Genomic DNA, 14,937 nt, shown 5'->3' with positions numbered 1-14,937 from the left:
CACCCGCGCGGTTCGGTCGGACATACTGAAGACACCTCTTCTGCCATCACGTGATTGGGAAGTCGCGGATCAGAGGGGTTGAAGGGGCGGCCGGGTGCGCCAACACCAACGGCCGCCCCGCTTGGGTCCAGCGGCTGGTTAGGCGGCGTCCTTGGCGGCCGCAGCCGCCGGGGCCTTGCGCGAGGCGGCCGGTCCGCCGGGGGTCTTCACGCCCCGCGCCCGCAGCGAGTACGCCACCCGAGGACGGCGGCCCGACTCATCCACGTAGGGCATGACCGACATGGCCTCGAACTCGATCGGGCGGAACGGCAGCCCCGGCACTTCCTCAGGCAGCACCGGGCAGTGCTCGGCGGCCACCTTGACCTTCACGCTCTTGGCCTTGCCCCGCGCGTCCGGATCGGCGTCGATCACATCCACCGCCCACAGCGGCAGCCCCGTCGCCTTGTCCAGTTGCGGGCGCTTGGTCTCGAAGTCGGTCACCGGCTCCACCCCCAGCGCGTAGGCACCACGCGGGAACACCGTCCCGAACTCGATCGGCAGCGCACCCTGAATCGCCATCTCATAGCCCTTTCACTCGGCTGTACACCCCCCTAGACAGTGTGGACCGGCCGCCACAGCGAGTGCTGTCTAGGGGTATGGACAGAAGATAGCTTGCGGTGCCGGTGATTGTCTAGGGGGGTACTCAGTCTTCGGCGCGTCCGTAGACCACGGTGGCATCGTCATGTGCCTTACCGCGCGGCCAGCGGAGCCCGTCCGGATCGCTGTCTTCGGCGCGGCGCACCTGGCGGATCAGACCGGCCGGACCCTCAGCGGAGAGGGTGTCAAGAGTGTCACGCCAGGTGGCCAGGCCGAACCGATCGGCCAGGCGGCTCGCGCCGTCACTGAGCAGCGCCATTGAGACCACCTCGTCACGGCGCACGCGGCCGGTGATCGCCTCGTCAGCGGCGGCCGGATCGGTGTTGGCGACCCAGAACCCGCCCGGCCGGTTGCGGTGGTCGGCCAGCGCGGCGACGTAGTCCCGAAGGGCGCGCGCGTGCTCGGGCGTACCGGTCGCGAGCGCGTCCATGGGCTTGCGCAGCTCCCGGCCGACCACGGCCTCCCGGTCGTCGGTGACCACCTCGGGAGAGTCGCCGACGTGGTCAAGGACCAGCACGGAGTCGGCGAGCACCAGGTATTCGATGTCGGTCGTATCCCACCGCACGGCGACCACGGTCGCCGATGGGGTGTCGGAGTGCATCAAATCGCAGGTCTCGGCGTGCAGGCGGTTCACCCGCTCGATGCTGGCGCCCAGTGCCCCGGCCAACGTGTCATCCGACCCGAGAGCACCCAGCAGCAGCCCGCCCAGGGTCCGCGCGTACCAGGCGACGCCGTGCAGGCATCCGGATTGCGTGCCCGGAGGAGTGCCGGCGCCGTCCAGGAGCACGGCGGCGTTTGCTCCGACGGCGGCGAAGTCCTCGTTGGGGCGGTCGGGCTTGGCGGGGGCGGTGGCCAGGCGCAAGCTCACGCCGTGTCCCCGTCGTGGCGGTACAGCGGGGTCGCCATCTCGGTTTTCACGGGTTCGTTGGTGTCGGGGTCGTACTCGGTGCGGATCAGGACGGAGAACCGCCCGTCGCCGACCTGGCCCCACAGGGTCGCGATGTCGGTCGTCAGCCAATGCGCCACGCCCAGCGACCCGGCCGGGTGGATGCCCGCGATCGCCAGCAGCGAGCCCGCACCGTCAGGCCGGGGCAGGCGGCCGAGATAGCCGAGGTCACTGGGCGAGGGCGGTGTCTGGTCAGAGCCAGCGAAGTGCACTTCCCCGGTGCGGGTGTCGCGAAGGCACCACGGGCGGCCTTCCTCACGCTCCCACCGGAACACCGGATCCTGAGCGTAGGTGTCGCGCATGGCTTCCGACATCCGAGGCCCGCACACCACCACGAGCCCGGGACGGTTCAGGTCCACCGAGCCGTCAACGCCGACGTGGTCGTCCCGCACAGTGAGGTCGTAAGAGCGCGCGAGGTCTTCCAGCCGCTTGCCGGTGTTGACGTCGTCCAACGACACGGCCGCTCGAGGCTTGCCCGGCTCGGGACGCAGCGGCGTGATGACCGTGACGGTCCCCGAGCCGAAGAACGCGCCCTCGGGCGCCGGGCCGGTGTGGCGGATCTGGTGGATGCGCCCCCGGCTCAGGCCCGCCTGCGCGGCTATCTGGGCATAGGAGAGTCCTTGCGCGTGCAACTCCTGAATCGTGCGGCGGCGCAGCCGGGCGAGGTCGGTCACCTCCTGCTGGGCTTCCCCCAGGCGTTCGGTGGCGGCGCGCAGCAGAGCGAATGGATTCTCGATCGCGGCGATACGTTCATACTCGCTCGACATCGGCCCTCTTTCATCGTCTGCGCCAGGCGCTGACAACGAGTCTAGGTCCCTAGACAAAGAGGGCTCGATGACCTGGCCGGACGTTGAGCTGACGGCGTTGAACCGCCGTCGACGCCGAGGCATGCGCGGTCCGGTCATGAAGGCGCGTCAGTGACCAGCTTCGCCCACACACGCAGCCCGAACGTATCCGGCTCAAAGCCCCATTCCTTGGATACGGCGGCGACGATGCCCAGTCCGCGCCCGCCGTCGTCGCGGATGTCGATGGTGCCCAGCGGGCGGGCGTAGGGCTTGGTGTCCGAGGAGCCGAGATCGACTACGGCCACGTGCGCCATGTCGGGTTCGCTGTCAACGAAGACGACGAAGGGGCCACGCCACGCCCCGCTGAGGGAGTGCCGGACGGCGTTGCTCGCCAGTTCGCTCACGACGAGTTCGGCGTCTTCGGCAAGAGGGTGGTCGTCCAAGACCGTGCGGGTGAACGCTCGCGCCTGAGCCACCTCGGCGGGCAGGCCGGGGAACATGCGGGACCAACTGACCATCGCAACCACCACCGTCTAGAGGGCTATACACCGCAGTGATGTGCAGAGTAAGCCACCAGCGGCCAATGATTCAATGTATTCATTGAATCATCCTGCAAACTCCGCTAGGTCCCGGCGGATTTGTAGCAGCAGCTCGCGCATGGGCTCTCCCGTGATCGCCGCCTCTTCCAGCCGGGCGTAGGCATCGCGGTAGGACGCCACGGCGCCCGGTTCAGTGAGGGTCATCACGGCCGTGTAGGTCTCCACCACCACCGCCTCGTCACCGAAGACGGTGAACCCGTGCGGCGGGACGACGGGGAGGGGCACCGACCACGGGATGACGCCCAGGTGGAGGCTGGACAAGTTGTCGGCCTCAAGGATCCGATCGAGCTGCCCCGGCATCACGGTCCCGGAGCCCGGCCAGGTGCGAAGAGCGCCTTCCGTGACGACGCAGCGGAATGTGCGCGTGGACCCCGGGGCCGGTTGCGCCAACGGTGACTCGGGCAAGCCGGTAGCGCGGAAGTACTCCGGCGAGCGAAGCGCTCGCGGGACCATCGCCGAATGGAACTCCCGCACAGGCGCAGTACCCCGCTCCCACTGCCGGGGACCGTCCGGCTTCAAAGAGACACCGGCGTCAACCCGGCGATCGGCCGATGCCGCATAGGCGTCTCGTATACGAGTGCGGAGTTCGTCGGCGACCTCGGGGGCGATAGGCAGCGCATTTACGAGCTTCTCAACGGTTGCTGGAGTGTCCACACGCTGGCCGTTCTCCACGCGGGACACCGTCGCCTGGGGTACCCCGGCACGGTGCGCCATCTTCCGACCGGACAAGCCCGCAGCCGTCCGCATCGCGCGCAGTTCGCCACCAAGTTCCCGAAGCCGTTCATCACCCATACTCGACGGTTCTACAGGATGACCCGCCCCACCCGCTCCGCTTGGCAGCACGCCGTGATCATTGCCGAATTGGGCTGTATGGGATCAAGGCGACGGCGCTTCGCGCCGTCGCTCCCGGCGTGCCGCCCGCCGCTCGAGCTGCGGGCTGCCGCCCGGTCCCGAGCGCGCGGCCGGCCGCCGGGGGTCGCGCGACCTTCCGCCGCCTGGAGGCCACCCGTCGGCTGTGGGTCGCGCCGTCGCCGGACCCAGCCGTAGCGAGGCGACGCCACGTTACCGGGGAACCGGCTGTGGTCCCTGGCGTCCTCGGTCCCGAGGCACTCGGTCGCGCGACCCTGACTGTCTCGGGTGGCCGCCCCCGGCGCGACCGAGCACCTCGGACCGGGACCGTGGCTGAGCGCTACCGTGGTTGCCGACCTTGAGCCGCCTTTCTATACAGCCATCCCGCGCGCGTGGCTGAGGACGTGTGCAGGTAGGCGCTCCGATATTTGCTAACGCCGGTGCTAACAACGACCGTGGACGGGCCGGGACGCCGAAGGAATCGCGAGGGTCCGAACGCCGCTCGTCAGCAGGTCACCAGCCATCGGCGGATTGACCTGGACACCCCCACGCCTACTACGGATCAGAAGGTTGGGGGTTCGAATCCTCCCGAGTGCGCATCGCCTAGCCGGCAAAGATAAGGCCCGACCTGCACCGACAGGCCGGGCCTTATCCGTGTCCGCAGACTCGGGGAGGCTTCGGAGCGGGCCGCGTTGCACATTCATTGCACATGGCACTGAGCGAGAGGTCCGGCTACGCCGCCTCATCCGCCCGCCGCGTGGCCTTGACGCGGGCGGCGTCCATGGCTTCGGCCACCTCCTCCAGGCGGTCGGGGAACAGGTGCCCGTACCGGTCGAGCGTCATGGTCGTCGACGCGTGCCCGAGCATCTGTTGGACCACCTTCACATCCGCCCCGGCCGCGATCGCCAGTGAGGCCGCCGTGTGCCGCAGCTTGTGCGGAGTCAGCCCGGTGCCGTCGAGGCCGGCGGCCTTGGCCGCAGCGGCGAACTCCCGGTTGCGCCAGTTCCGCAGCCGCAGCGGTGCGCCCCGTTTGGTGGTGAAGACCAACGCGTCCTTGGGCCGGTTCTCGACCAGGGCTCTCTTCCCGGCGCGGCCGTTCCCGTGAGCGCGATCGCACCACGACCACTTGAAAACAAAATCCTAAAGTGTTTTTATGTTTTCAAGCGGGGCGCACCGGCGCCCCGCACAACCCAAGGGACCACCATGGACCTGATCGCCGACTTCCTCACCTGGGCCTGGCCGCGCCACCTCAACCCGCTGAGCTGGTACATCCGGCCCCTGTTCTTCCTCCCTATCGCCTACTTCTGCTGGACGCACCGCCCGTGGTGGCTGGCGGTGACCATCACGGCGATGCTGTCGAGCTTCTTCTGGTTCCCCGCCCCCGCCCCCGATCAGATCGACCCCCGCATTCAGGGCGTGCTGGAGATGGAGGAGGCGTTGTTCGCCGACCCCACCTGGATCACCTGGGTCACCCTGCCGCTCATTCCCGCGCTCATCGGCGGCCTGTGCGCCGCCTTCTGGCAGCGGTCCCTGGGCTGGGGCCTGATCGTGATCAACGGCGGCCTGGCCCTCAAGATCGGCTGGACCGTCGCCAACGCCGGCACCGATGGACTGGCCACCGTGCTGCCCCTGGGGGCGGGCGCACTCCTCATGACCGCCCTCATCATCGCGATCGCACGGTGGCGGGGTTACCGGCTGGCCCTCACCAGCGCCGCACGCGCCACTCAGACACGCCCTTCTGAAACCATATGACGGAAACGGATCCAGAAATTGAAGGGCAGGGCGCCATGCCGACCGCGTTCTCCGCCGAGGAGCGGACCCGCATCACCCGAGCACTGCTGGAGGAGGGGCGCGCCCGGTTCACCACCCAGGGCCTGCGCAAGACCTCTCTGGAGGAACTGGTCGCCCCCGCCCAGATCGCCAAGAGCAGCTTCTACCAGTTCTTCGACTCCAAGGAGGCGCTGTACCTGGAGCTGATGCTGCGCCAGATGGCCCAGGTCAAGCGCAAGGTGGTCGACGAGGGCCTGCTCAGCACCACCGACGTGCGGGAAGGACTGCGCCGGTTCCTGCACGCCGCCCTCACCGAGCTGTCAGCCGACCCCCTCTACCGGCGGCTGATGACCCACCCCGAGGAGATGACCGCGGTGGCCCGCAAACTCGACCCGTCGGTGGTGACCACCGCCCCCGACAATCCCGTCACCGCCTTGTACGAGTTCGTCGCGGCCAAGCACGCCGAGGGGGAACTCCACGGCGGGGAGCCGGCCGTGATCGTCGGCGTCCTCCAGGCGGTGCTGCTGCTGCCCGTCAACGCCGACCGCCTGGCCTCCCCCGAGCACTACCCCCGCATCCTCGACCTGCTCATCGACATCGTCACCACGGGTCTGACCACACCCCGAGCCAGACCGCACGGCACCGACCACACCAGGAACTGAGACGCCCATGGCTTCACCCCAACCCCGCGCGATCATCGTCGGCGCCGGAATCGCCGGCCTGGCCGCCGCGCTGCGCCTGCACCAAGCCGGATGGCACACGACCGTCCTCGAGCGCGCACCCCAGCGCCGCAGCAGCGGCTACGCCGTGGCCTTCTCCGGCATCGGCTACGACGCCGCCGAGCGCATGGGCGTCCTCGACACGCTCGCCCAGCGCCGCATCGTGCCCGACTCCACCGTCTACATCAAGCCAAGCGGAGCCACCGCCTTCACCGTCCCCGGCGACACGGTCCGCGCGCTGATGGGCTCACGCACCCACAACCTCCTGCGCGGCGATATCGAGGACGTTCTCTACCAGGCGGTACGCCCCCACGCCGACATCCGCTTCGCCACCACCGCACAGACCATCACCCAGGACGCGCGCGAGGTCCGCGTGCGGCTGAGCGACGGCACCACCGCGGTCGCCGACCTGCTCATCGGCGCCGACGGCCTGCATTCGGCCGTCCGCGCCCGCGTCTTCGGCCCCGAGGCCGACTACCGCCACGATCTGCACCACATGGCCGCGGCCTTCATGCTGGAGAGCCCGACCGCCTCGGTCTCCGAGACCGCCACCGCCACCCTGACCCACCGGGGCCGCACCCTCGCCGTCATCGGCCTGGGCCACGGGCGCGCCAGCGCCTTCCTCGGCTACCGCACCGCCGACCCCGCGACCGAGCTCGCCGACGGGCCGCGCACGGCCCTGCCGCGCGCCTTCGCCGACATGGGCTGGGCGGCCCCCGCCGTCCTCGCCCGGCTCCGCACAGCCGAATCGGTCTACTTCGACACCATCAGCCAGATCCGCATGCCGCGCTGGAGCCGGGGCCGCGTCGTCCTGCTCGGCGATGCCGCCTGGTGCGTGACCCTCTTCGCCGGCCACGGATCGGCCCTGGCCGTGGGCGGCGCCGACCTTCTGGGTACCGCCTTGGAAGACAACCCCGGCGACATCGGCGCGGCGCTGTCCGAGTGGGAGGCCCGCCTGCGCCCGGAGGTCGAACGCAAGCAGGTGCTCGGTCGGCGCGTCAAAGGGCTCTACGCCCCCGCCGACCCCGTCCGACTGTGGCTGCGTGACCTCCCCCTGCGCATGGCCTCCTACCCCTGGATGAGCCGCCTCATCCAGCGCCACCTCCAACTCGAACGCTGAGTGCGCGGGCGTCCGACCCGATCACGGGACCGCAACAGCCGCGCTTCCCCGCATCCGGAATACGTGCGCGTGAGCGCGGCCCCGCCGCGCCCACGCCCGGCGGCCGGCGGGGCGGGCACTCACCGGTCGGCCGCCGCGGGCGTGGTCGGCTTGCGGGACCGCCAGGGCCAGCGGCCTTCCAGTTCGACCTCCAGCGAGAAGCTGAGAAAGGTCCGGATAAGCACGATGCCGGCGAGAACCTGGGGATTGGCATAGCCGACCGCACTCAAACGGCACTCTGCGGCGGTAAACGAAACCCCATTGGTCGGAGTACGGATCCGCAGGCGGGGTTTGAATCCTCCCGAGTGCGCCCAGGTCAAAGGCCGGTTCCTGCTTCGGGAACCGGCCTTTGTGCTGACACCCCCGCTAACACGCGGTGGCTTGCCCCGCCTCGGCGCGTGCCGTAAAGGTCAGGGGCGGGACAGCGCTTGCTGGAGGAGGTCGTGCAGTGCGCTCTGCTGCTGGGCGCTGAGGGCGCCCAACGGGGAGTCCTGGCTGAGGATGCCGAGGAGCCGCTCCCGCAGTTCCGCACCCTCGGGGGTGAGGGCGATCACCTTGGCTCGGCGGTCGGTGGGGTGCGCTTGGCGCTCGACCAGGCCCTGCTTCTCCAGCTTGTCGACGACGAAGGTGGCGTTGGAGGGCTCGCAGCTCATGCGGTCGGCGAGTTCGCGCATGGTGAGGGGACCGCTCATCTCCCGCAGGGCGGTGGCCTGGGGCGCGGTGAGGCCGAGGGTGGCGGCGCGCTCCTGCACGTGGTGGGCGATCTGCTGGGCGACGCCGTTCACCAGCCCGCAGAGCTGCCGCTCCGCCGTCGCCTGCGCCTCCGGGGACGTCGACATGGCTCCATCCTAGCAAGTACATAAAGCCAAAATATTTCAAGCTTGCATATTCCAAGCTTGTTCCATATCGTCTTCCCTTGCCGCCGCAAGGCGGCGGCCACCCACCAGGGACACAGGGAGAGCACATGGACACGATCGCGGAGGACATCGCCGAACGGCTGCGGCGGACGGCGGTGATCCGCTCGCTGCGCCTGGGCGACACGCGGGTGACCTACCTGCCCGACGGGGCGGTGCTCCTCCCGCCGCGCGGCTGGCTGCCCGACACCACCGGGGAGGATTGGGCCGCCCACCCGGAGTACCTGGACGCCTCCGGGTACCTGGTGGCGAGCATCGGGGGCCTGCTCGTGGAGCACCGCGGCCGGGCACTGCTCATCGACTGCGGCTTCGGTCCCCAGTCACTGCCGCCCGACCCCCGGACCCCGCGCGGCCCGATCCACGGCGGCGCGCTGCTGGACAGCCTCGCCCGGGCCGGCCGCCGGCCCGAGGAGGTCGAGGCGGTCGCCTTCACCCACCTGCATGTGGACCACCTGGGCTGGGTGGATCATCCTGCCCCCGGAACGGAGCACCCGCCGTTCGCCCACGCCGCCCACCTCGTCGCCGCACCGGAGTGGGCCCAGCGCGACCGCCTCGCGGCCGAGGGCATGGCCGACACCATCGCCGCCCTGGCCCCGCGCGTCCGCACGGTCGGCGACGGCGAGGAGGTGTTCCCGGGTGTACGGGTCCGGATCACCGCAGGCCACACAGCCGGGCACGCCGCATACGTCATCACCGGCGGCGGGCGGCGGCTGATCGCCTTCGGCGACGCCCTGCACTCGCCGGTCCAGGTCGGGCGTCCGGAATGGTCGGCCTCCGTCGACCACGACCCCGACCAGGCCGCCGACCACCGCCGCGCCCTCATCGCCGAACTGGAGGAGCCCGGCACGATCGGGTTCGGCATCCACTTCGCCGACGTCCAGTTCGGCCGCGTCCACCGCGACGGCGGCGGAGCCCGCTTCTGGGCTCCCCTGCCCGACTGAAACCCGCGAGGCGACGGGGGACAGGCCGCCCCGGCCACCGGGGCGGGCCTCGGCCCGCCCGTGGGGGCGACCCGTCGCAAGGGCACCGGGCGTTACACGGGCGTCTCATAGACTTGGCGGTGACGCGGCATGTTGCATTTCGTCCGGGGGAACGGGAACACGCACTCTCCGGCGGTAACCGGGAACGAGGTGAGCACGATGCCCAACCTCCAGAGGCTGCTCCGGCAGGTCCTCGGCTTCGTACGGAGGAACCCCGACGCGGCGAACCGGCATCTCCGCAGGGCCGGCGAGACCGTGAAGCGGCGCACCGGCGGCAAGTACAACCGCCACATCGACAAGGCCCTCGGCGGGGTGTCGAGGTACCTCTCCAACCAGCGCGGCCGCCCGGGGCGCGGCGCGCCGTACGGCCGGGACCACCGACACGGCCCCGGCGGCCCGCCGAAGTACCGTCCTTGACGGCAGCGGGTCGAGCGGCTCACGGCCGTCCCCTCTCGACCCGCCACCACGGCGTCCCCGCCTCACCTCGCTCGAACCCCGCGCTCCCATCCGCAGTCGGTACCTGAATCCCTGGGTGCGTGGATTCGGAAGCACGTGTGCGCTGATGGATGGGACGCGGGCGGCGGCCGTGGCGCCGGTGACCTAGCCCGGCGTCGGGGGTTGCGCGAGGCGGGTGGGGCGCGTTGACTCTCTGTCAGGGGTCGGCATCACCACCCCCCTCCCCATCGCACAGGAGGCGCCGATGCCGCGAACTCCAGGCCCGCAGGAGCGCGGGCGCGCCGGGTGGGTGCTGGCGACGGCATTCGGTGCGGTCTTCTTCGCCTGCCAGGCGGTTCCGCCGCTCATCTCCGGCAACGGGCTTCTGGCCATTGGGTACGGCGCGGTGGCGCTCGTTCTGGCCGGGGCCTTCCTCTGGCTGCGGACATCCGACCGCGCTCACGGCACGCCCCCGGACGACGACATCTGAGCGGCGGTCATCATGACGGATGACCGTCCTTCATCCGGATTGGCGAGGCGCCTTAGCCTGGTGGGCTTTTTTCGGCCTCACGGTCGGCGTATTCGTGTTTCCCGCCATTTATATGCGGCGGCAGCACGCGGGCATGGGGTTTCCGACGATGGTTCCACCATTTGCGCGGCCAACCGGGCGTTGAACCACGGAAGTCCCCGACGTGATCCGCACGCCCGGTCGGCGCTCCGGGTGAATTCCTCTGGTCATGTGGACTGCTCGGTGCGGCTGTCGTAGGCGCGTTGGAAGGCCTGGATCGCGTCCATGTTGGACACGGTCCAGTCGTAGAGTTCGCCGAACGGGCCCTGGAGGGACCGGCCGAGCGGAGTGAGGGAGTACTCCACGCCGAGTGGGCGGCCGGGTAGGACTCGGCGGGTGATCATTCCGTTGCGCTCGAGGCGGCGCAGGGTCTGGGTCAGGACGCGCTGGGTTATGCCCTCCAGGAGTCGCTTGATCTCGTTGAAGCGTCGCGGTTCGCTGAGCACCGCCAGGACCAGCATCGACCACTTGTCCGCGATCTGGTCGAGAATGACGCGGCTCGGGCAGTCGACCCGGTGGACGACGTCGTTGTTCATGTGGGTATCCCTGAGCATCCCTAGGATGGTGAAAGTGCGTGGTTGACGATCTCCGAACGGCAGGACCATTGTAGGTACATATCAGGAACCTACAGATATCAAGGCACGTGAGCCGCACTCGGCGGCCCATGTGCGGAATGGGAGAACCGGCCGTGCCCAAAGAATTCTTTATGGCGGAGGATTTCCCGACCCTGCGGATCAGCCTGGAGCGGGGAGTGGCGGACGTCGTCATCGACCACCCGCCGGTGAACGTCCTCGGCGTCCAGTTCATGACCGACGTCCTGCACTTCCTTGAAAAGGTCCGCGACGATTCCGCCGTCCGGGTCATCGTGTTCAGCAGCGCCGACCCCGACTTTTTCATTCCCCATGTCGACATGACGCTGGTCGACGACCCCGCGGCCTTCGACGGCCTGGCGGCAAAGGCGCCGGAGGGGCTGAACGTGTTCCAGGCGTTCGGCGAGGCCGTGCGGCACCAGCCGCAGGTCACGATCGTGAAGCTGGCCGGTATCGCGCGCGGCGGCGGGGCCGAGTTCGTGGCGGCCGCCGACATGGCGTTCGCCGCCATCGGACGGGCGCGGCTCGCACAGGTCGAAGCGCTGATGGGCATCACCCCCGGCGGCGGCGCCACGCAGTACCTGGGGCAGCGCCTCGGCCGCAACCGGGCGCTCGAAGTGGTGCTCGGGGGCGATCCGGTCGACGCGGAGACCGCCGAACGCTACGGCTGGGTCAACCGCGCGCTGCCCGCCGACGAACTCGACGCCTTCGTCGACCGGCTCGCCCGCAACATCGCGGCGCTGCCCGACGGCGTCATCGAGGCCGCCAAGTCGGCCGTGCCGGCGGTGGACCCGGCCGAGGGATTCGCCCGCGAACACCAGGCGTGGGCCGGCCTGATCGCCAGGCCCGCCGCCGAGAAGCTCATCCGCGGCGGCCTCGAACGCGGCGCCCACACCCGGGAGGGCGAGTTGCGGCTCGAAGAGTTGCTCCGCGACCTGTGGGAGGAGTTGGAGGGACGAGCGGGCCGCTGAGGCGGGGGCGGCGGGTCTCACCTCCCCCCTGACTGTGACCGGGGTCACCTTTGACCTTGACCTTGGGTCAAGGAGAAGACTCCGTCTCGTGGCCGCCGAGAGGGGCCGGCAGGTGCCTGAGGCGCTGCCGCGGCTTTCGCAGGGCGCCTCCCACCTGTTGCGATGCACGAGACAAGGACACGACCATGAGCGAGACCCTCCACACCGCTGACGGCGCCGACGAGCAGGCTCCGCTGATCTCCCGCCGGACCGCCGTCACGGGGGTGTCGGCGGCCGCTCTCCTGGGAGTCCCGGCCGCGGCGGGCACGGCCGCCGCCGACGACACCGCCGCCGAGGCCCCCACCGCCGCGGGGCCGGACCGCCCCGAACTCCAGGAGGCCGTGCAGGCGGTCGTGGACGCCGGGTTCGCCGGGGTGCAGATGCGGGTGAACGACGCCCGGGGCGAGTGGGTGGGCAGCGCCGGAGTGCGCAAGCTCGGCGCGGCGGCCAAGCCCCCGACCAACGGCCTGTTCCGGATTGCCAGCACCACCAAGACCTTCGTTGCGACCCTGGTGCTCCAACTGGTGGCCGACGGCGTGATCGGGCTGGACGACCCGGTGGCCCCCCACCTGCCCCGCTTCGAGCTGGACGGCGAGATCACCGTGCGGATGCTGTTGCAGCACCGCAGCGGCCTGCACAACTTCACCGGTGTGCTCGGCCCCGACGGCTCCCTGGTCGAGGGCATCCCCGCCACGGGCAAGGAGTGGGTGGAGACCCGCTTGCAGACCTACCGCCCCGACGAGCTGGTGGAGTTCGCGCTGGCCCGGCCGTCCCGGTTCGCCCCCGGTGAGGCGTTCGAGTACACCAACACCAACTACGTCATGGCCGCCCTGCTGGTCGAGAGCCTCACCGGCCGCCCCTACGGCGAGCAGATGCGGCGCCGGATCCTGCGGCCGCTCGGCATGGCGGACACCCTGGTGCCGGGCGCCCGGCTCGACATCCCCGGCCCGCACGCCCACGGCTACTACCGCTACCAGGACGGCGGCGAGTGGAAGGTCGTGGACGTCACCCGGCAGAGCCCGTCGCTGCTGCACGGCGCCGGCGAGATGATCTCGACCACCAAGGACCTGCACCGGTTCGTCTCGGCGCTGATGGGCGGCAGGCTGCTGCCCGCCCCGCTGCTGGCCGAGATGCGCACGCCCGACCCCGCCATCGGCTACGGCCTGGGCCTGTTCGTGGAGGAGCGCAGCACCGGCGCCGGCACCACCACCGTGGTCCACCACAACGGCGGCACGCCGGGCGGGTTCGGGTCGGTGATGGTCAGCTCGCTCGACGGGCGCACCACCCTGACCGCCGGGGTGAGCACGGGTGACTCCGACATGAACCCGGCCGCCGCGTTCCCGGCGGCGCTGAACGGACTCATCAACGCGGTGTTCGGCGACACCGGGTCCGCCGGCTGAGCCCCACCCCGCCGCACCCTTCGGGGGCCGTCGCCGATCCGGCGGCGGCCCCCGCGCGTTCGCCCGGTCGCCGGTCTCAGGCGGGTTCGGCGGTGAGGGGCACCGACTCGGCGGTGCGCGGCCCGGGTCGGCTCCCCGCCTCGGGGGCGGGTGGTGTCACCCCACGTAAAGGGCGTGCTTGCCGTCGCCGATCGGCCGGCACTCCCAGTACTTCCATGAGCCCGCGCTGACTCCCTTTTCCCCGGCCTCGGCGCACGCCGCCTTGGTCCCGTAGCGGCCCGCCAGCTTCAACGCCGCCGCGGACGTCGCGGCGGCCTCGGCGCCCGCAGTGCCCGCAGTGCCCGCAGCGGTGGAGCGCGCCTGGGAGGCGCCTGCCCCGCTGTCAGCGGCCGCCGGTGACACGGCCGCACCCAGGGCGACCGCGGCGGCCGCCCAGGCGGCGGCCGTCCTTGCCTGCATTCGGAGCATCGAACCCGTCCCTCACCCTTGACGATGTCGGCGGTTCGATTCTTGAGGCGCGAACACGTTGCGCCCAGCACCCGCCGCTTTCCGCAATCGGCCATCGGGGCACGGTGCCGCCTGGGCGGACGGCGGAGCGGGACGGCGCCGGGTGGCATGCGCAGTCAAGTGCACCCCATAGCGTTCCGTCCATCTGCATTGCAACGAGCACACCACCAACGTTGCATTCCATTCGCGCTCGGCGCAACGATTTTAGCTTATCCACCTGCAAAAACACCGTTCAGTCGCAACGATGCAGTTGAAGGAACCTGGAAAGCAACGTAGCTTTTGCGATGTTGGAAACGACACGGGCACCACACTCCACCACGAACCACCACCCAGCCAGCCAGGAGCACACCATGCAGACCTTCACCACCCCCGCCCCCATCACCGCCCACCTCACCCTCCCCGCCGGCCGCATCCAGATCATCGCCGCCGACCGCACCGACACCACCGTCGACATCCGCCCCGCCAACCCCACCAAGAACCGCGACGTCACCTCCGCCCAGCAGACCACCGCCACCTACACCGACGGCGTCCTGCGCATCCACACCCCCCAACCCAAGAACACGGTCCTCAGCTCCGCCGGAGCCGTCGAGATCACCGTCCAACTCCCCGCCGACTCCCACGTGCGCGCCACCACCGCCGCCTGCGAACTGCGCGGCGTAGGCCGCCTGGGCCAGGTCACCTTCGAAGGCGCCTACAACCACACCAAGATCGACGAAGCCGCCGCCCTGACCCTCACCGCCACCCAGGGCGACACCGTGGTCGGCCGCCTCAACGGCGACGCCACCATCACCGCCCAGTCCGGCGACATCACCATCGCCGAAGCCGCCGCCGGCACCCTCAACCTGAGCACCCAGTCCGGCGACATCAACGTCACCGCCGCCGCCGGCGCCTCGGCCACCCTGGACTCCCATGTCGGCTACGGCCGCATCGACAACTCCCTGAAGAACGACGGCACCCCCACCCTGCACATCCACGCCACCACCACCCACGGCAACATCACCGCCCGCAGCCTCTGACCCGCTGACCAGCACCAAGCCCGGCCCGCCGACCCCCCACCCATCCCCACCCCC

The 14,937-nt window shown here is 70.3% G+C and carries 19 protein-coding genes; 9 read left to right on the top strand and 10 right to left on the bottom strand.

Annotated elements, in window-relative coordinates; all coding sequences use genetic code 11:
• Positions 1 to 138: 138 nt before the first annotated feature.
• The 6 genes from LG943_RS21360 to LG943_RS21335 form a co-directional block, all read right to left on the bottom strand.
• Positions 139 to 558, bottom strand: coding sequence for a plasmid replication, integration and excision activator (locus LG943_RS21360; RefSeq protein WP_270074112.1), 420 nt, complete (start codon positions 556 to 558; stop codon positions 139 to 141).
• 124 nt (positions 559 to 682) lie between these two features.
• Positions 683 to 1,504 carry a protein phosphatase 2C domain-containing protein gene (locus LG943_RS21355; protein ID WP_270074111.1) on the bottom strand — a complete coding sequence of 274 codons (822 nt, stop codon included), beginning with the start codon at positions 1,502 to 1,504 and terminating at the stop codon, positions 683 to 685.
• Complete coding sequence (locus tag LG943_RS21350) at positions 1,501 to 2,349, bottom strand: sigma-70 RNA polymerase sigma factor region 4 domain-containing protein (RefSeq protein ID WP_270074110.1); 849 nt, start codon at positions 2,347 to 2,349, stop codon at positions 1,501 to 1,503. Before LG943_RS21350 ends, LG943_RS21355 begins: the two co-directional genes overlap by 4 nt.
• 134 nt (positions 2,350 to 2,483) lie before the next feature.
• On the bottom strand, positions 2,484 to 2,885 hold the full coding sequence (locus LG943_RS21345) for an ATP-binding protein (RefSeq protein WP_270074109.1): 402 nt from the start codon (positions 2,883 to 2,885) through the stop codon (positions 2,484 to 2,486).
• An 87-nt stretch (positions 2,886 to 2,972) separates the two neighbouring features.
• Positions 2,973 to 3,758, bottom strand: a complete 786-nt coding sequence (locus LG943_RS27790) for a Scr1 family TA system antitoxin-like transcriptional regulator (RefSeq protein WP_408648629.1) — start codon at positions 3,756 to 3,758, stop codon at positions 2,973 to 2,975.
• Positions 3,759 to 4,547: 789 nt separating this feature from the next.
• Positions 4,548 to 4,889 (bottom strand): tyrosine-type recombinase/integrase, encoded by a 342-nt coding sequence (locus LG943_RS21335; RefSeq protein WP_270074117.1) that lies wholly within the window; start codon positions 4,887 to 4,889, stop codon positions 4,548 to 4,550.
• Between the two features lie 129 nt (positions 4,890 to 5,018).
• On the opposite strand from LG943_RS21335, the gene LG943_RS21330 reads away from it, so the two are divergent.
• Genes LG943_RS21330 through LG943_RS21320 form a run of 3 tightly spaced genes read left to right on the top strand, consistent with a single transcriptional unit; the run spans position 5,019 to position 7,424 of the window.
• A complete protein-coding gene (locus tag LG943_RS21330) occupies positions 5,019 to 5,567 on the top strand; it encodes a hypothetical protein (protein WP_270074108.1) in 549 nt (182 codons plus the stop codon).
• 35 nt (positions 5,568 to 5,602) lie between these two features.
• Positions 5,603 to 6,247 (top strand): TetR/AcrR family transcriptional regulator, encoded by a 645-nt coding sequence (locus LG943_RS21325; RefSeq protein WP_270074107.1) that lies wholly within the window; start codon positions 5,603 to 5,605, stop codon positions 6,245 to 6,247.
• Positions 6,248 to 6,254: 7 nt separating this feature from the next.
• Positions 6,255 to 7,424, top strand: a complete 1,170-nt coding sequence (locus tag LG943_RS21320; RefSeq protein ID WP_270074106.1) for an FAD-dependent oxidoreductase — start codon at positions 6,255 to 6,257, stop codon at positions 7,422 to 7,424.
• A gap of 119 nt (positions 7,425 to 7,543) precedes the next feature.
• Here LG943_RS21320 and LG943_RS27825 read toward each other — a convergent pair whose 3' ends face one another.
• Complete coding sequence (locus LG943_RS27825) at positions 7,544 to 7,783, bottom strand: hypothetical protein (protein ID WP_456340060.1); 240 nt, start codon at positions 7,781 to 7,783, stop codon at positions 7,544 to 7,546.
• A 90-nt stretch (positions 7,784 to 7,873) separates the two neighbouring features.
• Complete coding sequence (locus LG943_RS21310) at positions 7,874 to 8,302, bottom strand: MarR family winged helix-turn-helix transcriptional regulator (RefSeq protein ID WP_270074105.1); 429 nt, start codon at positions 8,300 to 8,302, stop codon at positions 7,874 to 7,876.
• Between the two features lie 125 nt (positions 8,303 to 8,427).
• Between LG943_RS21310 and LG943_RS21305 the strand changes: the two genes are divergently transcribed.
• The 3 genes from LG943_RS21305 (at position 8,428) to LG943_RS21295 (ending at position 10,282) form a co-directional block, all read left to right on the top strand.
• Positions 8,428 to 9,318 (top strand): MBL fold metallo-hydrolase, encoded by an 891-nt coding sequence (locus LG943_RS21305; protein ID WP_270074104.1) that lies wholly within the window; start codon positions 8,428 to 8,430, stop codon positions 9,316 to 9,318.
• A 198-nt stretch (positions 9,319 to 9,516) separates the two neighbouring features.
• On the top strand, positions 9,517 to 9,774 hold the full coding sequence (locus LG943_RS21300) for an antitoxin (RefSeq protein ID WP_270074103.1): 258 nt from the start codon (positions 9,517 to 9,519) through the stop codon (positions 9,772 to 9,774).
• 283 nt (positions 9,775 to 10,057) lie between these two features.
• On the top strand, positions 10,058 to 10,282 hold the full coding sequence (locus LG943_RS21295) for a hypothetical protein (protein ID WP_270074102.1): 225 nt from the start codon (positions 10,058 to 10,060) through the stop codon (positions 10,280 to 10,282).
• Between the two features lie 245 nt (positions 10,283 to 10,527).
• Here LG943_RS21295 and LG943_RS21290 read toward each other — a convergent pair whose 3' ends face one another.
• On the bottom strand, positions 10,528 to 10,896 hold the full coding sequence (locus tag LG943_RS21290; RefSeq protein ID WP_270074101.1) for a winged helix-turn-helix transcriptional regulator: 369 nt from the start codon (positions 10,894 to 10,896) through the stop codon (positions 10,528 to 10,530).
• Positions 10,897 to 11,066: 170 nt separating this feature from the next.
• Between LG943_RS21290 and LG943_RS21285 the strand changes: the two genes are divergently transcribed.
• Positions 11,067 to 11,921: an enoyl-CoA hydratase/isomerase family protein gene (locus LG943_RS21285; RefSeq protein ID WP_270074100.1), complete on the top strand. Its 855-nt coding sequence runs from the start codon at positions 11,067 to 11,069 to the stop codon at positions 11,919 to 11,921.
• A 185-nt stretch (positions 11,922 to 12,106) separates the two neighbouring features.
• A complete protein-coding gene (locus LG943_RS21280; RefSeq protein WP_270074099.1) occupies positions 12,107 to 13,360 on the top strand; it encodes a serine hydrolase domain-containing protein in 1,254 nt (417 codons plus the stop codon).
• Positions 13,361 to 13,516: 156 nt separating this feature from the next.
• On the opposite strand, the gene LG943_RS21275 is transcribed toward LG943_RS21280, so the two are convergent.
• Complete coding sequence (locus tag LG943_RS21275) at positions 13,517 to 13,819, bottom strand: hypothetical protein (protein ID WP_270074098.1); 303 nt, start codon at positions 13,817 to 13,819, stop codon at positions 13,517 to 13,519.
• 398 nt (positions 13,820 to 14,217) lie between these two features.
• Here LG943_RS21275 and LG943_RS21270 point away from each other — a divergent pair, with 398 nt between their 5' ends.
• The gene (locus LG943_RS21270) at positions 14,218 to 14,883 is read left to right on the top strand and encodes a DUF4097 family beta strand repeat-containing protein (RefSeq protein ID WP_270074097.1); all 666 of its coding nucleotides are present in this window, start codon (positions 14,218 to 14,220) and stop codon (positions 14,881 to 14,883) included.
• The last annotated feature ends 54 nt before the right edge of the window (positions 14,884 to 14,937 follow it).

Origin of the sequence: Streptomonospora mangrovi (assembly GCF_027604915.1) — a bacterium.
Classification (GTDB): domain Bacteria; phylum Actinomycetota; class Actinomycetes; order Streptosporangiales; family Streptosporangiaceae; genus Streptomonospora; species Streptomonospora mangrovi.
The sequence above is the reverse complement of the archived record's forward strand: the minus strand, read 5'-3'. Positions and strand labels throughout refer to the sequence as shown.